The 24,370-nt window shown below is 31.0% G+C and carries 22 protein-coding genes and 2 tRNA genes; 20 read left to right on the forward strand and 4 right to left on the reverse strand.

The window, feature by feature from the left end:
- Nucleotides 1-37: 37 nt before the first annotated feature.
- Nucleotides 38-1,075 carry a YkvI family membrane protein gene (locus FDN13_RS08455; RefSeq protein WP_138979798.1) on the reverse strand — a complete coding sequence of 346 codons (1,038 nt, stop codon included), beginning with the start codon at nt 1,073-1,075 and terminating at the stop codon, nt 38-40.
- Between the two features lie 141 nt (nt 1,076-1,216).
- Here FDN13_RS08455 and FDN13_RS08460 point away from each other — a divergent pair, with 141 nt between their 5' ends.
- The 5 genes from FDN13_RS08460 (at nt 1,217) to comB (ending at nt 5,619) form a co-directional block, all read left to right on the forward strand.
- Nucleotides 1,217-2,455: a PD40 domain-containing protein gene (locus FDN13_RS08460; RefSeq protein ID WP_138979799.1), complete on the forward strand. Its 1,239-nt coding sequence runs from the start codon at nt 1,217-1,219 to the stop codon at nt 2,453-2,455.
- 99 nt (nt 2,456-2,554) lie between these two features.
- Nucleotides 2,555-2,707 (forward strand): hypothetical protein, encoded by a 153-nt coding sequence (locus tag FDN13_RS14230; RefSeq protein ID WP_168190118.1) that lies wholly within the window; start codon nt 2,555-2,557, stop codon nt 2,705-2,707.
- 99 nt (nt 2,708-2,806) lie between these two features.
- Complete coding sequence (locus FDN13_RS08465; RefSeq protein ID WP_138979800.1) at nt 2,807-3,916, forward strand: ABC transporter ATP-binding protein; 1,110 nt, start codon at nt 2,807-2,809, stop codon at nt 3,914-3,916.
- A gap of 11 nt (nt 3,917-3,927) precedes the next feature.
- A complete protein-coding gene (locus FDN13_RS08470; RefSeq protein WP_168190119.1) occupies nt 3,928-4,857 on the forward strand; it encodes a PucR family transcriptional regulator in 930 nt (309 codons plus the stop codon).
- Between the two features lie 60 nt (nt 4,858-4,917).
- Nucleotides 4,918-5,619 carry a 2-phosphosulfolactate phosphatase gene (comB, locus tag FDN13_RS08475; protein ID WP_138979802.1) on the forward strand — a complete coding sequence of 234 codons (702 nt, stop codon included), beginning with the start codon at nt 4,918-4,920 and terminating at the stop codon, nt 5,617-5,619.
- Nucleotides 5,620-5,688: 69 nt separating this feature from the next.
- On the opposite strand, the gene FDN13_RS08480 is transcribed toward comB, so the two are convergent.
- A complete protein-coding gene (locus tag FDN13_RS08480) occupies nt 5,689-6,861 on the reverse strand; it encodes a class I SAM-dependent rRNA methyltransferase (RefSeq protein WP_138979803.1) in 1,173 nt (390 codons plus the stop codon).
- A gap of 76 nt (nt 6,862-6,937) precedes the next feature.
- Nucleotides 6,938-7,309, reverse strand: a complete 372-nt coding sequence (locus FDN13_RS08485) for a PilZ domain-containing protein (RefSeq protein ID WP_371414845.1) — start codon at nt 7,307-7,309, stop codon at nt 6,938-6,940.
- Between the two features lie 102 nt (nt 7,310-7,411).
- Between FDN13_RS08485 and FDN13_RS08490 the strand changes: the two genes are divergently transcribed.
- The 3 genes from FDN13_RS08490 (at nt 7,412) to FDN13_RS08500 (ending at nt 8,032) form a co-directional block, all read left to right on the forward strand.
- Entirely contained in the window at nt 7,412-7,729 is a 318-nt protein-coding gene (locus tag FDN13_RS08490; protein WP_371414813.1) for a hypothetical protein, read from the forward strand.
- A gap of 102 nt (nt 7,730-7,831) precedes the next feature.
- Nucleotides 7,832-7,907, forward strand: a tRNA-Pro gene (locus tag FDN13_RS08495).
- Between the two features lie 49 nt (nt 7,908-7,956).
- Nucleotides 7,957-8,032, forward strand: a tRNA-Pro gene (locus FDN13_RS08500).
- Between the two features lie 60 nt (nt 8,033-8,092).
- Here FDN13_RS08500 and murC read toward each other — a convergent pair.
- Entirely contained in the window at nt 8,093-9,466 is a 1,374-nt protein-coding gene (gene murC / locus FDN13_RS08505) for a UDP-N-acetylmuramate--L-alanine ligase (protein ID WP_138979806.1), read from the reverse strand.
- Between the two features lie 256 nt (nt 9,467-9,722).
- On the opposite strand from murC, the gene purR reads away from it, so the two are divergent.
- The 12 genes from purR to FDN13_RS08565 all read left to right on the forward strand — a co-directional run bounded on the left by purR (nt 9,723) and on the right by FDN13_RS08565 (nt 24,238).
- Nucleotides 9,723-10,550 carry a pur operon repressor gene (gene purR / locus FDN13_RS08510; RefSeq protein ID WP_138979807.1) on the forward strand — a complete coding sequence of 276 codons (828 nt, stop codon included), beginning with the start codon at nt 9,723-9,725 and terminating at the stop codon, nt 10,548-10,550.
- A gap of 107 nt (nt 10,551-10,657) precedes the next feature.
- Nucleotides 10,658-10,939 carry a septation regulator SpoVG gene (gene spoVG / locus FDN13_RS08515; protein WP_138981061.1) on the forward strand — a complete coding sequence of 94 codons (282 nt, stop codon included), beginning with the start codon at nt 10,658-10,660 and terminating at the stop codon, nt 10,937-10,939.
- 129 nt (nt 10,940-11,068) lie between these two features.
- A complete protein-coding gene (gene glmU, locus FDN13_RS08520) occupies nt 11,069-12,442 on the forward strand; it encodes a bifunctional UDP-N-acetylglucosamine diphosphorylase/glucosamine-1-phosphate N-acetyltransferase GlmU (RefSeq protein ID WP_138979808.1) in 1,374 nt (457 codons plus the stop codon).
- A gap of 18 nt (nt 12,443-12,460) precedes the next feature.
- Entirely contained in the window at nt 12,461-13,414 is a 954-nt protein-coding gene (locus FDN13_RS08525; RefSeq protein ID WP_138979809.1) for a ribose-phosphate diphosphokinase, read from the forward strand.
- Between the two features lie 128 nt (nt 13,415-13,542).
- Complete coding sequence (locus FDN13_RS08530; RefSeq protein ID WP_138979810.1) at nt 13,543-14,220, forward strand: response regulator transcription factor; 678 nt, start codon at nt 13,543-13,545, stop codon at nt 14,218-14,220.
- Nucleotides 14,221-15,627: a sensor histidine kinase gene (locus FDN13_RS08535; RefSeq protein WP_138979811.1), complete on the forward strand. Its 1,407-nt coding sequence runs from the start codon at nt 14,221-14,223 to the stop codon at nt 15,625-15,627.
- A gap of 82 nt (nt 15,628-15,709) precedes the next feature.
- Nucleotides 15,710-16,855 (forward strand): S1C family serine protease, encoded by a 1,146-nt coding sequence (locus FDN13_RS08540; protein ID WP_138979812.1) that lies wholly within the window; start codon nt 15,710-15,712, stop codon nt 16,853-16,855.
- 251 nt (nt 16,856-17,106) lie between these two features.
- Nucleotides 17,107-17,679: an aminoacyl-tRNA hydrolase gene (gene pth, locus FDN13_RS08545; protein WP_138979813.1), complete on the forward strand. Its 573-nt coding sequence runs from the start codon at nt 17,107-17,109 to the stop codon at nt 17,677-17,679.
- Between the two features lie 37 nt (nt 17,680-17,716).
- Nucleotides 17,717-21,223, forward strand: coding sequence for a transcription-repair coupling factor (gene mfd, locus FDN13_RS08550; protein ID WP_138979814.1), 3,507 nt, complete (start codon nt 17,717-17,719; stop codon nt 21,221-21,223).
- 41 nt (nt 21,224-21,264) lie between these two features.
- On the forward strand, nt 21,265-22,263 hold the full coding sequence (locus FDN13_RS08555; RefSeq protein WP_168190120.1) for a peptidylprolyl isomerase: 999 nt from the start codon (nt 21,265-21,267) through the stop codon (nt 22,261-22,263).
- Between the two features lie 234 nt (nt 22,264-22,497).
- A complete protein-coding gene (locus FDN13_RS08560) occupies nt 22,498-23,913 on the forward strand; it encodes a basic amino acid/polyamine antiporter (RefSeq protein WP_138979816.1) in 1,416 nt (471 codons plus the stop codon).
- Between the two features lie 124 nt (nt 23,914-24,037).
- Entirely contained in the window at nt 24,038-24,238 is a 201-nt protein-coding gene (locus FDN13_RS08565; RefSeq protein ID WP_138979817.1) for a hypothetical protein, read from the forward strand.
- Nucleotides 24,239-24,370: the final 132 nt, after the last annotated feature.

Here is a 24,370-nt window from a genome sequence, read left to right on the forward strand (position 1 = left end):
TATTTTGAAAAATATTTTAAAATTCATATTGATAATTTTATTTTATATCAAAGTATTTCAAAATGCATCCAAAAACAAATATAAAACTTATTGCACCAAAGGGTGGATATAGATATCTAATAAGATTAGTAAAGCCAACCAAAGTAAATGGAATTGATGATATAATTATAAATAAAACTGAAATTTTATATGGAATTTTGAAAGAATAGGTTATTCGCTTACATAGACTGTAGACGTTGCTTATTTCTGTTGAAAACATTTCAAGCCAAATTACTATAGTAAGCAGGGAAGGTAAAATTATACCAAATTTTTTTGCAATATAAAGGTTTGGTATTTCAAAGTTAAAACTTTCTGGATAATATAAAAGTATCGAACAATTAATAATTAATGAAATGATTGTTAGTATTATGCTTCCTAAGATACAACCTATTATAAATGATCTTTTCCTTTTAATCTCAATAGTCATTGGGCATAAAACTCCAATAGCACTCATTATATTAAATGAGGAATAGAGTATTGTAGAAAGTATCCAAGAATTTCTAATAGGTAAAGTGTTCCTTAGAAAAGAATGTATTTGAAAGATTGGAGTAGAGGATTTTAAAACATGATATCCCATTAATAGTATTGACAGAGTTGAAAGAGGAACTATTAATGTGTTTGTAGCAATCAGACCCTGTGTTGAAAAAAAACTTACTGTAAGGACAAAGATAGCCATTATAAGTGTTCCTGTTATTTTGTTTATACCTATATATTCATTTAGCATTGCACCTCCGCCGGAGAGCATTATTATGTTACTTCCAAATATAAAAAAACTTAGAAACATATCAACAATTATTCCTAATTTTTTTCCAAGAACATTATAAATTATTTCTTTATAGGATTTTAAATTTAGTTTAAAACATAAATTTATTATTATTAAACAAATTAAGATATAAAGTATGCAGCATAAAATCAATCCATAAAATCCTTTAAAGCCATAAAGACTAAAAAATTGAAGTATTTCCTGACCAGAAGCAAGGCCTGCACCTATTATGGTACCAGTAAAAACAAAAGCTATTTTAATATTTTCTTTCATTTATTACTCCTAAAATTACTACATAAAATATTATTCTTATAAATAAATAAAAATTCCAAAATATCATAATACTTATATAATCATAAAAATAGCCCTTTTAAGGAATAATAAAATTAACAAAAACCGAGAAAGGTGAGTATTATGAAGAAATGGTTTTGCATAGTATTAATATTTATTTTGATATTCATGACTGGTTGTCCGGATAATGAAAAGGAAAAATCTAATGATTCAAATAAGGTAGAAGTAGAAAAAAGCGAAAATATAGACAAAAAGGCAGCCAATGTTTTTGTTAATAATTACTTAACTTATGTATTAAAAGGTGATTTGAATGGAATGAAATCTTTTTATGCAGATGATTTAAAAGGACAGATTAAAGATGTCCCAGTTATTGCAAACTCCAGACCAGTAAGCTATAAAATGGAATCAGGCGACAGTGAAGAGGGAAGTTCTAATGAAGGTAAAACTGTAAATTTTAAAGTACATATATATAATAGTGGTCAGGATATGCCTTATTTTTCTGATGATTTATATAATTATACAGTTGGTTTGCAAGAAGGGAAAATGGTAATAACAAAGATAGAAAAGGAAAAAAGCACGGAAATTTACGAAAAGGATAAAGCTCTATATAAAAGAGAAGGGGACAAGATAAAAGGTGAAAAAGTATTATCCCTTGCGGATATGCAAGAATATATAAGTTTAAGTAATACATTATATCCAGGTCAAAAGATTCCATTGCCAAAGGATAGCTTTGGTCCATGTGGAATATCCCCCGATGGTAAAAGCATATTAATTACTACTAAAGGAATTCCTAAAGCGCAAAACATTTCGGGATTGGCTGTTGAAAAAGGAGCTACTTGCTATTTTGTTGGATTAATTACTATGAAAGAAAATGAAGAAGAGCAAGAGAGCATAAAGAAAGATACTAGTACAAAAGATAGTAAACAAGTTGTAAAACTTGAAGAAGATAAGACAGAATCAAAAGGGGCTTCTAAATCTGAAGAAGGAAGTAAACAGCAGCCTCAAGAAGAGGAAAAAACAACCAAAGAACAACTAACAGTTAAAACTTTAGACTTTTATGTTGGATGGAAAATAAAAACAGCTGCTTTTTCTCCAGATGGTAAAACTATTATGATTGAGTATATACAACCTTCTGGACTTAATAGAATAAAGCTATATAAAACTAAGGAAGGAGAGCCTATAGAGCTTATAATTGATAAACAGTTTTTACCGGATAGATTTGGGATAGCATCTCCGTACTTTATATCTCCTCAAGAACTTGTTTTTACAATAGTGCCTGCCAAGGATGCTACGTCGGAAGAAGAAAAATTCAAAGGTCAATGGGAATTTGATTTGAAAGAACAAAAGTTAAAACAATATTGAACATATATTTTCCTAAACATTATTTTACATTATTGAAAGATAAGGATGTATATTCTATAATTTAGAAAGAATAAGTAGTTTAGGGTAGGGGGGTATTTAATGAAGTATAATGATAAAGTTATAAGTTTGAGGCGTAAAAGGTTTGAAAAAAAGCTTCATAAATTATTATTTTTTGTTAGAAATTTAAAATTCTTAGTAAAGAAAGATAAGAAAAGGAATTGGAGCGATAATTTAAAAAAATTAGCCCATTAGTTTTGTTTATTATGTATAAATTATTCATACAATTTAGACATATCATTAAAATTTATTTAGTGTTAATATTTACTAAATGGTATTTATGGGGGGTTGCTTATGGCAAAAGTTGTTTTAAAGAATATATGTAAGGTATATCCGGGTAATGTGTCCGCTGTAAAAAACGTTAACCTTGAAATTGAAGATAAGGAGTTTGTGGTTCTTGTTGGGCCATCAGGATGTGGAAAATCTACAACTTTAAGAATGATTGCAGGGCTTGAAGAAATCACTTCTGGAGAACTCTATATAGGGGATAAATTATGTAATGATGTAGCACCAAAGGATAGAGATATAGCTATGGTTTTCCAAAACTATGCTCTTTATCCACACATGACTGTTTATGAAAATATGGCCTTTGGGTTAAAGTTAAGAAAGGTTCCAAAGGATATTATTGACAAAAAGGTTAGGGAAGCAGCAAAGAGCCTTGATATTGAGCATCTTTTAGACAGAAAGCCAAAGGCACTATCAGGAGGGCAAAGACAAAGAGTTGCATTGGGAAGAGCAATAGTTCGTGAACCTAAGGTATTTTTAATGGACGAGCCCCTGTCAAATCTTGATGCAAAGCTGAGAGTGCAAATGAGAGCAGAGATTTCAAAACTTCATAAAAAGCTAAATACTACATTTATTTATGTTACCCATGATCAGACTGAAGCTATGACGATGGGTACAAAGATAGTTGTAATGAAAGATGGGGTGATTCAGCAGGTAGATACTCCACAGAGAATATATGAGCATCCAGCAAATATTTTCGTAGCAGGATTTATGGGAAGTCCTCAGATGAACTTTATAAATGCAAAACTTATAAAAGAAGGAAATAAGGTGCTTGTAAGTTTTGGGAAGGTAAAACTTGCTCTTCCAGAGGATAAGGCTAATATTGTAATTGAAAAGGGATGTGTTAATAAAGAGGTTATATTCGGCATAAGACCTCAACATATAGATGATAGTTTGGAAGCTATTAACCAAAATCCAGAAACAGTTGTCGAGGCTAAGGTGGAGTTGATAGAGCACATGGGTTCAGAGACTTATTTATATCTTATTTGTGAAGACAATAATATAATAGCACGAGTTGCACCTACAAGTAAAACCAAAACAGATGAAACGGTTAGAGTAGCATTTGAAATGAGCAATGTTCATATATTCGATAAAGAAACAGAACTATCTGTTTTTTAATGGAGGATTTTATGGATTTTTGTGAAGGCATTGGAAAGACATTGAATTGTAAAATAGGAGTATATGATTTAAAAGGCAACCTTATTTGTGGGGAAGATGTTGGTTATTTAAATACTGATGATATGCTTATTAAGGATGGTTTAACATACATAAAGTGTGATAAAGTAATCGTTAGTGTAAGCTCTTTGCTTTCACAGGATGCCGTTAATTTATTAAAGCTTATAATTTATAATGTGTATGAAAAGGAGGCTGCAAATTTGATGCAGCCTATTGAATATATTTTAAAACATGATGTGCCTTATGAAAGTTTAAAAGGAAGATATGAAGGATATAAAGCTTTATATATTAAATGCAATGAAGATATAGAGGATGTTCTTTTAAACGTTTATAGTGGATATAATGTAGAGTTTGTTAAAGACGAAAATGGTATATATTTAATCAAAAAATTTGAAGATGATGAAAACGAGGCTAATTCAATTATAAATGGAATTTGGGATGAAAAGGGTATTAATGTAATAATAGGTTCTGGAAAAACTGTTAAGGGTGAATATACTATTAAACATTCTGCAGAAAATGCAAAGATATCAGCATATCTTGCTGAAAGGTTAGGATTTAAAAATGGTTATTTTATTTATGAAAAAATGGTAATATATGATTTGATTAATGGATTGAGAAGGGATTTTTTAGAGAAGTTGTTTAGTAGTATTGATAATGATTTTTTAAATATTTTAAGGGATAGGGAACTTATAAATACAGCTGAAGAATTTTTAAGATGTGATTTAAACATAAGTGAAGCAGCAAGAAGGCTTTACATACATAGAAATACTCTTTTATACAGAATTGAAAAGATAAAATTAATGACAGGGCTTGATATAAAAGCTTTTGAAGAGGCTATGGTTTTTAAATTGCTTATTACAGTTTATAGACTAAAATTTAGTTGATGGAATTATTTGTTTGTGATAGCCTCTATTTTAGGTTAAAATATAATAGGGGTTGATTTTATGAAGATAAATTTAATACCATCTGTTGAATATATAAATGAAAAAGAGATAGAAGGGAAAATTGCGGTAGTTATAGATGTTTTAAGGGCAACATCGGTAATTACAACAGCTCTTTATAATGGGGCCAGTGAAGTAGTAACTACAGTAGAAATTGAAGAAGCTCTAAATTATAGAGATAAAAATAGCATACTTGGAGGAGAGAGAAAAGCACTTAAAATTGATGGATTTGATCTTAGTAATTCTCCTTGTGAGTACAGAAAAGAAATAGTTGCAGGAAAGAGGGTAATATTAACAACAACAAATGGGACAAGAACAATAAATAAATCTATAAAGGCTGAAAGCATACTTATTGGTTGTATGCTTAATGGAAAAGCTATTGCAAAAAAAATCGTTGAATGTAATAGGGATACTTGCATAGTTTGTGCAGGAACCAAAGGAAGGTTTTCATTGGATGATTTTATTTGTGCAGGAAAGATACTAAACGATATTGTTGAATGTATTAATGTAGAGCTTGATGATTTTGCAACTGCTGCATTTTTAGCCTATAAAGATAATAGGAAGGATGTTTTGTCATATATTAAAAATGCTTCTCACTATAGGTATCTTGTTTCTATAGGACTTGAGGATGATATAAAATATTGCTTTAAAGAAGATGTTTTTGATATTGTTCCTGAGTATAAGGATGGTAGTATAAGAATATGAATAATTAAAGGGTTTAATATAATGTTTAAACTTTATAATAAGTTAAGCATCATATTGAACCCTTTTTTATTAGATTATTTGAAGTATAAGGAATTTAAGGTATAAAGTTTCTCCAGAATTCCAGAGCACGGGGTGGTCCTTTGCCTGAGTTCTAAATTCTATTTGCCTAATTGTTTTTTTAGCATCCTTTGCAGCATCCATTATAACATCCATAAAAAGTTCAGGATACATATAGTGGGAACAGGAACAGGTTACTAAAAAGCCTCCGGGCTTTAAAAGTTTCATGCCTCTAAGGTTAATTTCTTTATATCCTCTAATAGCTCCTTCAATGGCAGATCGGCTTTTGGTAAAAGCAGGGGGATCTAATATTACAACGTCATACCTTCTTCCTTCCTTAACCCATTTATGAAGTACGTCAAAGGCGTTATGAACTTCAAATTTACATACGTCAGATAGATTGTTTAGTTGTGCGTTTTTCCTTGCAAATTCTACAGCATGTTCTGATACATCAAGTCCAAGTACACTTTTTGCACCAAAATAGCCAGCATGAAGAGAAAAAGAACCTGTGTGGCAAAAACAATCAAGAACATCAGAGCCTTTTACTATGTCTTTAATTGAGGCCCTGTTTTCCTTTTGATCAAGGAAATAACCAGTTTTTTGACCTTCGGCAATGTCAACATAAAATTTAACACCATTTTCAGAAGTTTGTATAGTTGTATCAAAGGGCTCAGATAAAAAACCTTTATATTGATTTAATCCTTCAAGTTCTCTAACGGGTACATCATTTCTTTCATATATTCCCTTTGGATTAAATATTTCATTTAATACTTTTACAATCGTATTTTTCCATTTATCAATACCGTAAGCAAGGGTTTGGATTACAAGATAATCACTGTATTTGTCTACAATAAGTGCAGGTAGGAAATCTGCCTCACCAAAAACTACTCTGCAGCATGTAGTTTCAATAACTTTTTTTCTATATTCCCAAGCTGCTTTTATTCTCCTTCTAAAAAACTCTTCATCTATTTCTTCGTTTTTATCTCTTGTCATAATTCTAACTGTAATTTGGGATTTAGGATTAATATATCCTTTTCCTATAAATTTTTCTTTAAAATTATATACCTCAACAATATCTCCAATGTTATAATCACCAATTATTTTTTCTATTTCATTTGAATAAACCCATGGATGACCATCTTCTACTCTAAGGCCCTTTTTATAACCAAGATATACCTTTGCCATTTGAATTCCTCCATATTATAAATTACATTAGTAGTATAGCATAATATAGAAAAAAATAAACAGGCATAGGCCTGTTTTATTTATGTTTATTTACATAATCTCTTAATATATGTATATCATTAAGATTTAGTGATATAAATTCTCCTCCTGATGTATATATTCCGTTATCAACCTTGCTCCAATTTATTTTGACCATAGCTTTAAAAGGGATATTATCTTCAACTCTAAAATAAAATGATAGAAAACTTTGAACAGGAATATAAAAATTTGACTGTAGACATATCCCGGTTTCTGAAACGTTTAATACAAAAAGATGTCCCTCTTCTTTGAAGGTTCTTTGTTCACCATTATACATTAAAGTAGGATAAAGTATCTCACAGTCCATATCAGCTCTTTCATATCTGCGCCTTTCTACCCCAATCCAATCCCTCCTAGACCATTTTATAATATTATATCAAAATTAATAACTGTTTGTAATATTAAATATTTCAAATATAATACATTAAATGTAATTAACGGTGCAAAATAATATTAGAATGGAGGGATAGTATTGAAGGTTTTTTGGAAGGTAGCTTTAGCTGATGTTATTATAATATTTGTATCATTTATGCTTTTTTCAGCGCTGATACCCGGTGATAAAAGACATAAAATATGGGAAAAGTATATAAGTTCCTTTTCAAAGTTTGTAATATACATTTTTGCAGTTACTATTGCAGTTAATGTTATTACTGCACTTATTGTATATGCCTTAAGATATCAAAGGTATCTTAATATTATTGCACCATCAGTACAATCAATTGTAATAGGATTCATTGCATCATGTGTACCAAGGCGCGGGGTTGAGCATGATAAAGATAAAAATAGATAAAATATATATGGCGAATTTATTCGCCATATATATTTTAAAAAAAGATATAAATTATTGTTGCAAAAATTTTAAAGTTGGTATATAATAAATGTTGTTAGGCAACGGGGTGTGGCGCAGATGGGAGCGCGCGTGGTTTGGGACCATGAGGTCGCAGGTTCAATCCCTGTCACCCCGACCAATTGGTTTAGCTTATGCTAAACCAATTTTTTTAAGTTTTTATACCTTTGCGGGGCGTAGCGCAGATGGTAGCGTGCGTGGTTCGGGACCATGAGGCCGCAGGTTCAAGTCCTGTCGCCCCGACCAGAGGAGAAAGAGAACCCTGTAACTTTTAAAAAGTTACAGGGTTTATTTACTTTTATAGTATTATTTCAAAAAACTTTCTCCTACTTTATATACATCACCAGCTCCCATTGTAATTAATATGTCTCCTCCATGAAGTTCTTTTTTCAAATAGTCAACAATATCATCAAAGGATTTGATAAATTCAACATTGACTCCATTTTGATAAATTGCATCACAGAGCATTTCGGAGCTAACAACTCCTGTATCCTTCTCCCTTGCAGCATATATATCGGTTAAAATTAGTTTGTCTACGTCATTAAATGCAGAGGCAAATTCATTAAATAGAGATATAGTTCTACTATAAGTGTGAGGTTGAAAAACGCAATAAATTCTATTATGGGGATAATTTTTAGCAGCTTTAAGTGTTGCTTTTATCTCAGCAGGATGATGAGCATAATCATCTATTACTACAACGCCATTATTTTCTCCTTTTTTCTCAAATCTTCTATGAGTGCCTTTAAAGTCTAAAAGGCTTTGGGCCATTATTTTTTTATCAATCTGAAGGAAATTACAACAAGCTATTGAAGCTAAAGCATTTAATATATTATGTTCACCAGGTATTGAAAGCTTAAAATTGTAGTAGGGGGATCCTTTGTAAAGTGCAGTAAAGGAGGGGCAACCCTTTTCATCATATACTATATTAGTAGCAGTAAAATCGCCTTTATTTATTCCATAAGATATTTTGTTACAGTTTACTTTTTCTATTATATCTACTACCCTCTTATCTTCTGCATAAGCTATTAAACAGCCGTTTTTAGGTATAAGTTGTGCAAATTTAAAAAAGGATTCATGTATTTCATCTATATCCTTATAACAATCAAGATGGTCTGCGTCTATATTAAGTATTAGCCCTATATAAGGATAGAATTTTAGAAAACTCTTTTTATATTCACAGGCTTCTGTTACAAAATATGGACTTTTCCCTGGCCTTACATTACCTTTTATAGCATCTACTTCTCCTCCAACCATAATTGTAGGGTCAAGGTTGGCATTAAGAAGTATAAGGGAAACCATTGAGGTAGTAGTAGTTTTACCATGAGTTCCAGAAATAGCTATTCCTTTGCTGTATTTTCTCATTATTTGACCTAAAAACTCTGCTCTATCCATAATCTCAAGATTTAATCTTTTTGCCTCTATAAGTTCAGGATTATCTTCTTTTATTGCAGCTGTATAAACAACAATATCGGCTCCATGAACGTTTGAAGCATCATGGCCAATATATATTTTTGCCCCAAGATTTTGAAGTTTTTCTGTAAGGTTTGATGATACTCTATCAGAACCAGATACGGTATAGCCATAATCTATAAGTATTTCGGCAAGACCGCTCATACTAATCCCGCCGATACCAATAAAATGGACTCTTTTTTTACTATCTTCAAACAAGTCAAACATTATATCACTCCTAAAATATCTTATATGTTATAATTATAGACAAAATAATTATAACATAATACATTTTTATAGAATAACAAAATATAAGTTTTCGTTATTGAAAATCTATTATTTTCTTGAAATATTTTTAGCAATGATTTAGAATGAAATTTAAGATAAAAAGTACAAAAATCATTCGTATTTTTCTTTTCTTATAAGTTTTATGAATAAAATTTAACTTTTATGACAAAAATATATAGAAATGATAGGATGTGGTACTATGAAGCGTTTACATAGAAAAGAACGGGTTGCTGCGATACTTAAAATACTTACAGATAATCCTAATAAAGTAATCAGCCTTGGATATTTTTCTGATATATTTCAATCTGCAAGGTCGACTTTAAGCGAAGATATTGCAATAATAAAGGGTGTTGTTGAAAATCTTGAATGTGGTATTGTAGAAACTATACCTGGTGCTGCTGGAGGGGTAAAATTTGTTCCAGGTCTTTCAAAAAAAGAAGAACAACAGTTTATTGAAGAACTATGCAGTCAAATAAAAAATCCTTCAAGAATAATTCCAGGGGGATTTTTATATATGAATGATATAATAAATTCTCCTGATATAGCAACAAAGATAGGAATTATATTTAGCCAAAATTTTAGGAGTAAAGATCCCGATTATGTTATTACAGTTGAAACAAAAGGAATACCAATTGCATTAATGACAGCAAAGGCATTAAATGTTCCTCTTATTATTGTAAGGCGAAATAGTAAGGTTACAGAAGGTTCAACGGTTAGTATTAATTATGTATCTGGTTCTTCAAAGAGAATACAGACAATGAGTCTTTCAAAGCGTTCTGTTCAAAAAGGAAGCAAGTGTATATTCATTGATGACTTTATGAAAGCAGGAGGTACTGCGAATGGTATAATTGAACTTATGAGAGAGTTTGAATCTTCTGTTGTAGGTATAGGCATACTTATTGAAGCTTTTACTGAAGGTAAGAAACTTGTAGAAGATTATATGTCACTAATAAAGCTTGAGTCAGTTAATGAAGAAACTGGAGAGATAGTATTAACTCCATCAGGCAATTTTAAGGCTTTTAAATAATTTATATAAATTCAAAAAATTTTTTATAAATTTATATTTTTATAGCAGGAAAATTAAAAAAAATGAAGAATTATAAAGTAATAAGCAACTGGGAAGGTGGTGAAACCATGCAAATTACAGATGTAAGGGTAAGAAAGATAACAAATGAAGGTAAGATGAAAGCAATTGTTTCAGTAACATTTGATAATGCATTTGTAGTACATGATATCAAAGTAATAGATGGACAAAACGGTCTTTTTATTGCTATGCCAAGTAGAAAGACTCCTGATGGAGAATTTAAAGACATTGCTCATCCAATCAATACTGAAACAAGAGAAGCTATTCAGTCAGCAATACTTGCTGAGTATGAGAAGGTAAAAAACAACTCAGAAGCAGAATCCAATCAGTAATAAAGAGGAAGTCAAGTGACTTCCTTTTTATATGTATATTAAAAAAATGTTAATTATAATTGAATAAAATAGATTATTGAAATATAATAAAATAAGTTGATTTATATAAAAATTAGTTGAGGTGCTGTTATGGAAAATTGTTATGGTATAATTTTGGCTGCTGGGCAGGGTAAGCGGATGAAATCTAAACTACCAAAGGTCCTTCATAAAATATGTGGGAAACCAATGATAGATTATGTAACTGATGCTGTATTGTCAGCTGGTGTTAAGGATTTTGCTGTGGTTGTAGGTCATGGTGCAGATGCTGTTAGAGATTATCTTGGAAGCGAAATAAAAACTATATATCAAGATAAACAGCTTGGCACAGGTCATGCAGTAATGTGTTGTGAGAGCTTTCTAAATGATAAAGACGGTGTTGTTATTATTCTTGCAGGGGATGCTCCTCTTATTAATTCAAATACCATTTCAAATGTACTTCAATATCATACTTTAAATGATTTTTCCGCTACTATATTAACAGCAAATACAGAAAATCCATCTGGTTTTGGTAGAATTATAAGGGATGGATTTGGAAATGTAGAAAAAATAGTTGAGGATAAAGATGCCTCAGAAGATGAAAAAAAAGTTAAAGAAATTAATTCAGGCACCTATTGTTTTAATATACCAGAACTACTATTTGCATTAAAAAAAATAAATAACAATAATGTTCAAGGGGAATATTATTTAACTGATGTTATTGAAATTCTAAAAAAAGAGGGCAAAAAGGTAGGTGCCTATGTATCTGATTTTACGGAGTTTATGGGAGTAAATTCAAGGATCCAACTTTATGAAGCAAGCGTTGTTATGAGAGATAGGATAAATATAAGGCTTATGAATGAAGGAGTTACAATAATAGATCCCAAAAGCACATATATAGATGCTAATGTTAAAATAGGAATGGATACAATAATTTATCCTAATGTAATTATTGAGGGTAATACTTTAATAGGAGAAGAATGTATAATAGGTCCCAATAGTAGAATAGTGGACAGTATAATAGAAAATGGTGTTGAATGTCAATCATCAATTATTTTAAATAGCCTTGTAAAAAGCAATGCTAAAATAGGACCCTTTGCATATATAAGGCCTGAATCTGAAATAGGCAAAGAAGCTAAGATTGGAGATTTTGTTGAGGTTAAAAAATCTAAGATAGGAGATGGTACTAAAATACCTCATTTGACCTATGTTGGAGATGCAGAAATTGGCCAAGGATGTAACCTTGGCTGCGGTACAATAACTGTAAATTATGATGGTACAAATAAGCATAAGACTATAATAGGTAATAAAGCTTTTATAGGATGTAATGCAAGCATTGTAGCACCTGTTAAGATTGGAAATAATGCTTATATTGCTGCAGGTTCAACTATAACTAAAGATGTTCCTGATGGAGCGCTGGCAGTTGCAAGAGAAAGACAGGTAAATATGGAAGGATGGGTTGAAAGAAGAGGACTTTGGAAAAAATAAAATATAGGAGGAAAATATATGATAACACACGGAAAAAATATTAAGATTTTTACTGGTAATTCTAATCCTGATCTTGCATCAGAGATAGCAGATATCCTTGGTGTTGAACTTGGAAATTCTGAGGTTGGAAGATTCAGTGACGGTGAGATATCTGTAAATATAAACGAAACAGTTAGAGGAGCAGATGTCTTTGTTGTACAGTCAACTTGTGCTCCTGTAAATGATAACCTTATGGAACTTTTAATACTTATGGATGCCTTTAAAAGAGCTTCAGCAGGTAGAATAACAGCTGTTATTCCATATTATGGATATGCAAGGCAGGATAGGAAGGCAAAGGCAAGGGATCCTATTACAGCAAAACTTGTTGCTGATTTAATACATGCCGCAGGTGCTGATAGAGTACTTTCAATGGATCTTCATGCTCCACAAATACAGGGATATTTTAATATTCCTGTTGACCACCTTTTAGGTGTACCAATACTTAGCAAATATTTTGTTGATATGGGACTTTGTGATGAAGAAGTAGTGGTGGTTTCACCAGACCTTGGAAGTGTAACAAGAGCAAGAAAGTTTGCTGACAGGCTTCATGCACCTATTGCAATAATAGATAAGAGAAGACCTAAAGCAAATGTTGCAGAGGTTATGAATGTAATAGGAGACATCAAAAATAAAACAGTAATACTTGTTGATGATATGATAGATACAGCAGGAACAATTGTAAATGGAGCAAATGCTTTAATGGAGCTTGGAGCAAAAGAAGTATATGCATGTTGTACACATGCTGTTTTATCTGGGCCTGCAATTGAAAGGATAAAAAGTTCTGCAATAAAAGAACTTGTTATGTTAAATACTATTCCACTTACAAAGGAAAAGCAAATTGACAAAATGAAGGTTATTTCAGTAGCTCCAGTATTTGCTGAAGCAATAAAGAGAATATATGAAGATCTTTCAGTAAGTAAATTATTTGACTAAAAGGGATGCGGATGCATCCCTTGTTTTGTAAAAATATATTTAACTTTTTTGCTATGAATGGGTTATGAGTTGAATTTAAATTTGTAAAATGAGAAAATAAATATTAATGAAAGATTAGGAGGGTTATAATGGTTGAAACAAAGGTATTAATAGTAGATGATGACACTAATATTTGTGATTTAATAGAACTTTATCTCCAAAAGGAAGGATATAAGGTATATAAAGCCTATAATGGTTCTGAAGCAATAAAAATATTTAAGGATAAGATGGTAGATGTTATTGTACTTGATATAATGATGCCTCAAATGGATGGATATGAAACTTTAAAGGAGATAAGAAAAACTTCTTCAATTCCAGTTTTAATGCTTACAGCAAAAGGAGAAACATTTGATAGAGTTTTAGGACTTGAGCTTGGTGCAGACGATTACATTGTTAAGCCTTTTGAGCCTAAGGAGCTTGTTGCACGAATTAAGGCTGTATTAAGAAGATACAAACCACAGACTCAAAAAAGAGCTCTTGAGTTTTCAGATCTTATAATAGATGCAGATTCTTATATTGTAAAATATAAAGGTGAGGATATGGAGATGCCCCCTAAGGAGTTTGAGCTTTTGTATTTTCTTGCATCGAATCCTAATAAAGTTTTTACAAGGGATCAGCTTCTTTATGAGGTTTGGGGCTATGATTACCCTGGAGATTCAAGAACAGTTGATGTTCATGTAAAGCGTCTTAGGGAAAAGCTTCCAGATAATAGAGAATGGCAGATTAAAACCGTTTGGGGAGTAGGATATAAATTTGAGGTGAAATAAATGAAAAAAAGCCTTTATACAAAGTTAATTACTACGTATTTTATAATACTTGTAATATCCTATAGCCTTATTGCAGTTTTTTTATCTTTTTGGTTTTATAACTACTACAAAGATCAAAAAACTAATGAACTTATAAGAGAAGGAATAAACCTTAATACTATAGTTTCTAATTATATACATGGAAAGACAGATGCTTCAAGGTTAAAATATGAATTGTCTGTTATTGATAGGCTTTTAAATGCCAGAATATGGGTAATCGATAATTATGGATATATTTATGGATATTCTGGCGATGAAACGGATAAAATAACAGGTAAACAAATAACTAATGCTGAAATAGATGAAGTTAGAAAAAGAAATATAATAGTTAAAACAGGAAGTTTTAGAGGCATGTTTACAACCCCTATGCTTACAGTAGGGATGCCAATTATAATAGATGATCAGGTTCGAAGTGTTGTATTTTTACACTCGCCTTTAAATGAAATAAAAAGTGCCTTAAAAAGAGTATTCTTTGTTATATGGATGTCTGCTTTTTTTGCAATATTGATTTCTGCATTTATAATATACTATTTTTCGGAAAGGATACTTATAAAACCTCTTGATAAAATAAATGAAACAGCAAAGCTAATATCAAAGGGGGAATTTGAAAGAAGAGTTAATTTGACATCTGATGATGAGATAGGGGATTTGGCAAAATCCTTTAACTACATGGCAGATTCCTTAGAAAATCTTGAAAAGATGAGAAGGAGCTTTATTGCAAATATATCTCATGAATTAAGATCTCCTATGACATCAATAAACGGTTTTTTGTCTGGAATTCTTGATGGAACAATACCAAAGGAGAAGACAGCTTATTATTTAAATATAGTTCATGATGAGATAAAAAGGCTAATTAGACTTATAAATGACTTATTGGATCTTGCAAGGCTTGAGTCAGGAGAATTTTCACTTACTATTGGCGTTTTTGATATAAATGAACTTATAAGGCAGAGGATAATTAAGTTTGAAGACAAGATTAACAAGAAAAAGATAAATGTCGATGTAGTTTTAACAGGAAATAAAATAAAAGTAAAAGGTGATAGAGATAGGATTGATCAGGTTATAACAAACCTTGTAGATAATGCTATTAAATTTACTCCAGAAGGAGGAGTAATTGAAATACGTACAGCAATAAAAGAAGACAGGCTTCTTGTTAGTGTATATAATAATGGTCCTGCTATTCCAAAGGATGAAATAGCATATATTTGGGATAGATTCCATAAAGTTGACAAGGCACGATCTAAGGGTGGTGGTACAGGACTTGGGCTTTCTATTGTAAGGCAAATAATAAACCAGCATAAGCAAACTGTATGGGTAGAGTCAGGTGAATGGGGGACTAAATTTACTTTTACATTAAGTTTAGCTTAATTATTAATATTTTCAATAATAGTTCATACTTTTTTAAAAAAGCACTTTTATAATTAAATTAAAGATGCAAGGAGGTGCTATTATGGATTATAATCATAACTCATGGGAAAGTGGAGTAAGATTTGTTGAAGAAAGAAAGCCTAAAAAGTTTATGAGGTTTTTAGGAATTATACTAATCGTGTTTTTTTCTGCTTCAATAGGAGGTATTCTTGGTGGATACTATGTGAAGAAAAATTATGAAAATGAATATGTTTATGAAGGAAATATAAAGAATAGTGTAAAAAGTTTATCTCAAAATACTCAGACGTCTGATATACCAAAGAATTCAATAAACAATGTTGCAGACCAAGTTGGACCTACAATTGTGGGAGTTAATAATAATGTTAGGACATGGGGTGGAGGAACAGCTCTTCAAGGTAGTGGCTCTGGTATTATATTTGACAAATCAGGGTATATAGTAACTAATGAACATGTAATAGACGGAGCAACTAATGTAACAGTTACTCTTCCAGGAGGTAAAAAACTTCCCGCACAGATTATAGGAAGTGATGTTAGAAGTGATCTTGCAGTGCTTAAAGTTAATGCGCAAAACCTACCAGTTGCAAAATTTGGAGATTCATCTAAAGTTAGGGTTGGAGATACAGCGATTGCAATTGGCAATCCTTTAGGGGAAGAATTTGCAGGTTCAGTAACTGTAGGAGTTGTAAGTGCTGTTAATAGAAAGCTTTATCTTGATGGAAAGATGTATAAGCTTATTCAGACTGACGCTTCGATAAACCCAGGTAACAGTGGAGGAGCTTTATGTAATGTTGCTGGAGAGATTATAGGTATAAATACATTAAAAAACGTTGACGCAGAGGGTATGGGCTTTGCAATTCCAATAAATGAAGCAATTCCTATAATTCAAGCTCTTATGAAAAATGGTTATGTTTCAAGGCCATATATAGGGATTGAATATCAGTTTATTGATGAAGATACAGCAAATGAAAATGGAATTCCGGTTGGAGTCTATGTAGCCAGGACTGTAAAAGGAGGGGCAGCAGAAAAAGCAGGTATATTGCCTGGAGATATAATTGTTGCCTTCGATAAAGTTAGTATCGACAGTTCTGAAACATTAATAGAAGTTCTTTCAAAGCACAAAGTAGGAGATGTAGTAACATTAAAGATATATCGTAATGGAAGTTATCAAAATATACAGATAAAGCTTCAAGATTCAAATGGAAGATAAGACTTTTGGGCTTTTAAGTATTAAAACTTTTGTAAAGAAGAGGCCCTCATGAATCTAATAGCCAATTAGACATTTTATTAAAAAGCTCTAAATTGGTTATTAGATTCATGAGGGTTATATTAAATTTTAAAACACTAATTATTGATTTAGTACATGTTTATTAACAATCCGAGGCCACAGGGCTTTTTCTTTTTTAAATAAACCCTTTATGATATACTAATATATGTTATTTAAATAGAAGGAGTGTTTTTATGTATATTGTTGCTGGACTTGGAAATCCTGGTAAGGAATATGAAAATACAAGGCATAACATTGGATTTATGGTTTTAGATTTTTTAGCTAAAAAGCTTGATTTTAATATATCAAAAATAAAATTTAAAGGATTAACTGGAGAATGCGTGATAGAAAATGAAAAGATAATATTTTTAAAACCTTCAACCTATATGAATTTAAGTGGGGATAGCATAAGAGAGGCTGTAGATTTTTACAAAATTCCCCTTTCAAATCTTATTGTAGTTTACGATGATGTGGATATTATGTTTGGGAAAATAAGGATAAGACCTTCAGGAAGCGATGCGGGACATAATGGTATGAAAAGTATAATATATCAGCTTAATAGTAATGAGTTTCCACGCATTAGAGTAGGTATAGGGGCTGCAAATAAGAATATGATATCTCATGTTCTTGGAAGTTTTTCCGAAAATGAAAGGGAAATACTTCAAGATATTATACAAGTAGCTGGAGATGCTATAATTGATATAATAAAAAATGGAATACAATATTCCATGAATAAGTATAATTCTCTTATTGTAGGTAAAGAATAGAAATTAGGAATGTAATGTTGATAAAGGGGGTGGATTTTTGAGATTTAAAGGCTTAAATGACGTTTTTAAAAAACATGAAGAATATGAAATTATATTGTCTTCATTAAATACAGGAAAAACTCCATGTCAAATTCATGGCCTTTCTGAGTCACAAAAGGCCTATATTTCATGCTGCCTTTTTGATGATACTCAAAGACAAACATTAATACTTACACATAATGATATAGAAGCAAGGAAAATATACGATGATATAAAGATATTTACAGATAAATGTTATTATCTGCCAATTAGAGAAATGGTTTTTAATGTTGATGTTACTTCTGGTGAAGTAAAGATAGAAAGGCTAAAGACCATATATAAAATATTATCTGGGGAACCTATTATAGTTGTTGCCTCTGTTGATGCAATATTTTATAATATGCCACCTAAAAACATATTCATAAAAAATACATTTACTTTAAAACCTAACGATTCAATTGAAATATTATCCCTGGCAACTAAGCTTATAGATCTTGGATATGAAAGAGTTGAAATAGTAGAGGGTAGTGGTCAGTTTGCTCAAAGGGGAGGAATAATTGATATATTTTCACCTTTAAATGATGAACCTTATAGAATAGAGTTTTTCGGGGATGAGATTGATACTATAAGAACCTTTGATGTAGTAAGCCAAAGAAGTAAAAATAAGGTTGATAGTGCTTTAATATATCCAGCAAGAGAAACAATAATAGACTCAGATAGAATACAAGCCATTGTAAGTAATATAGAAAAGGATTTTGAATTAAAATACAAATCTTATTCAAAGAAAAACAAAGAGGCAGCAGAGAGATTAAGAGTAAGAGTAAAAGAAAATATAGAAAAACTTAAGAATTTTAGATACTTTGAAGGTATAGATAGCTATATGCTATATCTATATAATTCTTCAAATTTTTTTATAGATTATTTTGATAACCCTATCGTTATACTTGATGAATCAGGGAGAATAGTGCAAAGGATAAACACAGGATATGAAGAGTTCGAGGATACGTTTAAGTCAATGCTTGATAAAGGAGATGTAATGCCACTGCAGGGAGAGTACTTCTTTCCACCAGAATATATAATTAATTCCATTAATAAGAATAAAATTATAGCTCTAAATATGTTGCCACGAGTTGTTGATGATATAAAACCTTTATCGGTTGTTAACTTCAATGCTATTTCAATGAATCCTTTATCTGGTAATATAGAATTTTTAATAAATGAAATAAAGAGTAAAATCAAGAATAGATACAGCATACTTATTATGGCTGGGACTTCGAGTAGGGCAGAAAGGCTTGCAAAAAGCTTAAAAGAAGAAGAAATAGATGCATTGTATGTTGAAGAAGTAGATGAATTAAGAGAGGGAAAGGTTGTTGTAACATCAGGTAGCCTAAGCCGAGGAATGGAATTCCCTGATAAAAAATTGATTGTTATATCAGACAAAGAGTTTTTTAAGGAAAAGACTAAAAGAAAGGGAACTTTTGCAAAAAAAGCAGGGAAAATACAAAGCTTTACAGACTTAAAAGTTGGAGATTATGTTGTTCATGTAAACCATGGTATTGGAATATATAAGGGAATCACACAGCTTGTAATAGACGGCATAAAAAAAGATTATCTTCTTCTTCAATATCAGGGAGGAGATACTCTGTATGTACCAGTTGAGCAGCTTGATATGGTTCAAAAATATATTGGTGCAGATGATGAGCCTCCAAAGGTTTATAAGCTTGGAGGAAGCGAATGGGCAAAAACTAAGAAAAAGGTTAAAGAATCACTAAGAGAGATGGCAGAAAACCTTATAGAACTTTATGCGGTAAGAAAAACTATAAAAGGATATGCTTTCTCAAAGGATACACCATGGCAAAAGCAGTTTGAAGATGAGTTCCCATACCAAGAGACTCCTGATCAGATAGCAGCCATAGAAGAAATAAAAAAGGATATGGAAAAGCCACAGCCTATGGATAGACTTCTTTGTGGTGATGTGGGATATGGAAAGACAGAAGTTGCAATGAGAGCGGCATTTAAAGCTGTTATGGATGGGAAGCAAGTTGCAGTGCTTGTTCCAACTACAATTCTTGCAGAGCAGCACTATAATAACTTTAAACAAAGGTTTATGGATTTTCCTGTAAGTATTGATATGATAAGCAGGTTCAGAAATAGAGAGCAGCAGAAGAAAACTCTTTCGGATCTTCATGTAGGGAATATAGATATAATAATAGGTACCCATAGACTTTTACAAAAGGATGTTAAATTTAAAGACCTTGGGCTTTTAATAATCGATGAAGAACAAAGATTTGGTGTTTCTCATAAGGAGAAGATAAAACTTTTAAAAAAGAATATTGATGTTCTTACTTTAACTGCAACTCCTATACCCAGAACTCTTCATATGTCTATGATTGGAGTTAGGGACATGAGTATAATAGAAACACCTCCTGAAGAGAGGTATCCTGTTCAAACTTATGTGATGGAGTACAATGAGAATATAGTTAAAGATGCAATTTTAAGGGAAATTTCAAGAGGTGGACAGGTATTTTTTGTATATAATAGAGTTGAAACTATAAAGGACATGCAGGCAGCATTAACGAAAATTATTCCTGAGGCTAAAATAATCATTGCTCACGGTAAAATGGATGAAAAGGAGTTGGAAGAAGCTATATTGAGTTTTATATCTGGAGAAGGAGATATACTCCTTTGTACTACTATAATTGAAACTGGTATAGATATGCCTAATGTAAATACTCTTATAGTATATGATGCTGATAAAATGGGTTTGTCACAACTATACCAGCTAAGAGGAAGGGTTGGCCGCTCTAATAGGCTTGCTTTTGCATATTTTACCTATAGAAAAGATAAAATACTTACTGAAGTTGCTGAAAAAAGGCTTAAGGCAATAAAGGAATTTACGGAGTTTGGTTCCGGGTTTAAAATTGCAATGAGAGATCTTGAAATAAGAGGAGCTGGTAACCTTTTAGGAACGCAACAACATGGCCACATGGTAGCGGTGGGCTATGATTTATACTGTAGACTTCTTGAGGAAGCTGTAAGGGAAATAAAAGGAGATATTAAGGATGAGTATACTGAAACTTCTATAGAGCTTACAGTGGATGCTTATATACCAGATAAGTTCATTGGCGATGAAATGGTTAAAATAGAAATATATAAAAAGATAGCTTCGATTGAAAGTATTGAGGATAAAGTTGAAGTTGAAGAGGAGATAGTAGATAGATTTGGAGATATACCACAACCTGTAGAAAATCTTATAAATATAGCCTATATTAAATCTATAGGTAAAAAACTTAGGATAATAAATATAAAGCAGGTGAACAAGGAGGTTTATGTGCATTTTAAAGATGCAGACATCATACAAATAGATGTATTAAGAGATGTAAATGAAAAGCTTGATAAAATTTTAAGCTATGGAAGTACTACTGAGCCAATTATTAAATTTAAAGTTCAAAATAACACACTAATTATAAATACATTAAAGAAATTTTTGGAACTGATCTGTGATTTGCATAATATAGATAAATAGTTTATAATAATTTATATGCTAAGAGAGAGAGAGGGATGAAAGTGGGGAAAATAAAAAGGTCAATAGCTATTGTTCTATTTCTAACGTTTTTAGTAGGTCTTACGGGATGTGATTTAATTGCAAAAACTCCAGAGGGTATAAAAAATACTGTTGTAGCTAAAGTAGGTAACGAAAAAATTACGAGAGGTGATTTTGATAAAAGGTTGTCTCTTGAAAAAACAAGATATGAATCATATTATGGTGAGGGATTCTTTGATAAGAAGGAGAATGCAGAATATTTAAAGGAAATAAAAGAAAAGCTTCTGGATCAGATGGTTGAAGAAAAAGTTTATCTTCAAAAAGCAAAGGAATTAAACGTAGTTCCTGATGAAAAATCTTTAAATGATGAAGTTCAAAAGCAAATAGATGAGGCTATTAAAGCCTATGGAGATGAGAAAAAATTTAATGATCAGTTATCAAAGTTAAAGATTACAATAGATGATTATAAGGAACTTGTAAAGAATAGTATAATCTTTGAAAAACTTTATGACAATCAAACAAAAGATATAAAAGCTACAGATGAAGAAATTAATAACTATTATCATGAAAATGCTTATGATTATACAGAAAAGCCAAATGTTATGAATGTTTCACATATACTTGTAAATACTGAGGAAGAGGCAAAAAAAGTTAAAGAAGAGATAGATAAAGGATTAAAGTTTGAAGATGCTGCAAAAAAATATAGTACTGATCCTGGTTCAAAGGATAAAGGCGGAGAGCTAGGAGATATTTATTACAATGATAAAAATTATGATAATAATTTCATGCTTGCAGCAATAGCACTCCCCGTAGGAAAGATTAGCTCCCCAGTAAAAAGCCAGTTTGGATATCACATTATTAAGGTAAATAAAAAGACTGAATATCCAATGGTTCCACTTGAGAAAGTTAAAAGTGAGATAAGCAATATACTTATTGAACAGAAAAAATCTGACAAATTCCAAAAACTTGTACAAGAATGGGAAAAGAAAATTAGCATTAAAAAATATACAGATAGATTATAAGACTGCCGTGAGCAGTCTTTTTTTATGTAAAATATAATAATCAAAAATAAATTTTAACATAATCAGCAACATAAGTTGCCCACTTTGTAAAGTTGGGGTAGTTCACAGTTTATGCAATCAATGTATAATAAAGATAGAGATATATTAAATATATAATTTATTTCATTCTGCAAAAAATAAAGATAATATTAAGTTTATTTATAGCATTTTAAATAAATTTTAGGAGGGTTTTTAGTGAAAAAAGAAAAAAAATTAGGCTTATTTCTACTTACAGGACTTGCTATAGGTTCTATGATAGGTGCTGGAATATTTGATAGTCCTACAGGTTTGATTAAAAGTGCAAACCCTCAGACAACAGTTATTGCATGGCTTTTAGGAGGTTTTGGCGTTTTAATGCTTGCTTTAGTTTTTCAGATGCTTGCTAATAAGAAGCCAGAGCTTAAAGGTGGTATTTATTCTTACGCAAGAGAAGGATTTGGAGATCTTGTTGGTTTTAGCTCTGCTTGGGGATATTGGTTTAGTGCAGTAATAGGTAATGTTGCATTCATATTCTTACTATTTAAAACAATTAACAGTTTCTTTCCTGAAGGGCAGGGGCTTAAGCCTGTTGTTTCATTTATACTTGGTTCTGTGTTACTATTTTTATATCATTATGTCATTAGCCGTGGAATAAAAGATGCCAGTGTTATAAATGCATTCTTTACAATTGCAAAAATTATTCCCCTTATACTTGTTATTTTGTTTGGGATATTTGTTTGGAAGTGGGATATATTTAATGTTCCATATTGGGAAAATATCCTTGCTGCAACTAAAGAAAGTACGAATCTTTACAATCAAATAAATGGTGCTATGAGTACAATACTTTGGTGTTTTATAGGTATTGAGGCTGCTGTTGTTATGTCAACAAGGGCGACGGATCAAAAAACTGTTGGGAAAGCTACTATACTTGGATTTTTTATAACACTTATAATATATATGCTTATATCAATTGTTGCAATGGGAGTTGTTACACCAGATAGGCTTGCAAATGCAGGTACACCTCTTGCTGATGTTTTAGCAGCTACAGCTCTTGGAAATGTTGGGGGGATAATTGTAAGGCTTGGAGTTATTGTTTCTGTATTAGGAGCACTTATCAGTTGGATACTTTTAACTGCGGAACTTCCTTTTGTTGCAGCAAAGGATAACGTAATGCCTAAATGGTTTGAGAAAGAAAATGCAGCTGGCGTACCAATTAATTCGTTGAGGCTTACAAATTTAGTTACTTTTATTTTTATATTTGGACTTTTATCTGAAAGGCTTCAAAGTGCCTATGATATAGCTTATACCTTAGCAACTACAGTTTACCTTTTACCATATTTACTATCATCACTATATGCTATTAAAATATGTTTAAATGAAAAAGCTAAAGCCTGGGAAACCATTGTTTCAATATTAGCAATAATATATTCTATTTATGTGATATATACAGTTGGATTAATGTATTTTGGCTTAGCGATTATAATCTATACTATAGGATTGTTTGTTTATTTTATTGCTAAAAGAGAAAAAGATGAAAAATTCAATACATCTGAGAAAATTGCAATATTACTGTTAATTTTAGTGTCTATTATAATGATTGTTTTAATTATATTAGGCAAGGTAAGCTTATAAAAGCAATTTTATATAAAACATTTGGATAAATAATCATAAAACATGAATAAATACTTGATTAAAATAATATATTAAGTTATAATAATATTATAAAATGAATAAAAATACACAGGAGATGCATGGTATGAATAGTGAAATGAAAGGAGCAGATACTGTGGAAGAAAAGGATGCTACGAACGTTAATATAGATATGAGAAGCATAGAAAGAAGCCCCTATAGATATAGTACACAAAAATGTATGGGCTGTGGATATATGTTAAGGCCCTCTTCTTGTGGAGTTTGTTTAACATGTCATTTTAGCTATCTTAAAAAACAAGATAAATAATGGAACATGAAAAATACTTAGGATGTATTTCCCTAAGTATTTTTTTATACTAAAATTTGAGAAATTTTGTTGTAATTTGGGTATAATTTTCTGTAATTTGAAGAAATTAATAGTAAGGTAAATTATAATGAA

It is taken from the genome of Caloramator sp. E03 (assembly GCF_006016075.1).
GTDB lineage: Bacteria > Bacillota > Clostridia > Clostridiales > Caloramatoraceae > Caloramator_B.

Excerpts from the sequence above, each read along its gene's own strand:
- FDN13_RS08470 (WP_168190119.1), top strand. The coding sequence starts at position 3,928 with ATGGATTTTTGTGAAGGCATTGGAAAGACATTGAATTGTAAAATAGGA.
- purR (WP_138979807.1), top strand. The coding sequence starts at position 9,723 with ATGAAGCGTTTACATAGAAAAGAACGGGTTGCTGCGATACTTAAAATA.
- FDN13_RS08460 (WP_138979799.1), top strand. The coding sequence starts at position 1,217 with ATGAAGAAATGGTTTTGCATAGTATTAATATTTATTTTGATATTCATG.
- glmU (WP_138979808.1), top strand. The coding sequence starts at position 11,069 with ATGGAAAATTGTTATGGTATAATTTTGGCTGCTGGGCAGGGTAAGCGG.
- FDN13_RS08525 (WP_138979809.1), top strand. The coding sequence starts at position 12,461 with ATGATAACACACGGAAAAAATATTAAGATTTTTACTGGTAATTCTAAT.
- FDN13_RS08480 (WP_138979803.1), bottom strand. The coding sequence starts at position 6,861 with ATGGCAAAGGTATATCTTGGTTATAAAAAGGGCCTTAGAGTAGAAGAT.
- comB (WP_138979802.1), top strand. The coding sequence starts at position 4,918 with ATGAAGATAAATTTAATACCATCTGTTGAATATATAAATGAAAAAGAG.
- pth (WP_138979813.1), top strand. The coding sequence starts at position 17,107 with ATGTATATTGTTGCTGGACTTGGAAATCCTGGTAAGGAATATGAAAAT.
- FDN13_RS08565 (WP_138979817.1), top strand. The coding sequence starts at position 24,038 with ATGAATAGTGAAATGAAAGGAGCAGATACTGTGGAAGAAAAGGATGCT.
- FDN13_RS08465 (WP_138979800.1), top strand. The coding sequence starts at position 2,807 with ATGGCAAAAGTTGTTTTAAAGAATATATGTAAGGTATATCCGGGTAAT.
- spoVG (WP_138981061.1), top strand. The coding sequence starts at position 10,658 with ATGCAAATTACAGATGTAAGGGTAAGAAAGATAACAAATGAAGGTAAG.
- FDN13_RS08540 (WP_138979812.1), top strand. The coding sequence starts at position 15,710 with ATGGATTATAATCATAACTCATGGGAAAGTGGAGTAAGATTTGTTGAA.
- FDN13_RS08535 (WP_138979811.1), top strand. The coding sequence starts at position 14,221 with ATGAAAAAAAGCCTTTATACAAAGTTAATTACTACGTATTTTATAATA.
- FDN13_RS14230 (WP_168190118.1), top strand. The coding sequence starts at position 2,555 with ATGAAGTATAATGATAAAGTTATAAGTTTGAGGCGTAAAAGGTTTGAA.
- FDN13_RS08455 (WP_138979798.1), bottom strand. The coding sequence starts at position 1,075 with ATGAAAGAAAATATTAAAATAGCTTTTGTTTTTACTGGTACCATAATA.
- FDN13_RS08530 (WP_138979810.1), top strand. The coding sequence starts at position 13,543 with ATGGTTGAAACAAAGGTATTAATAGTAGATGATGACACTAATATTTGT.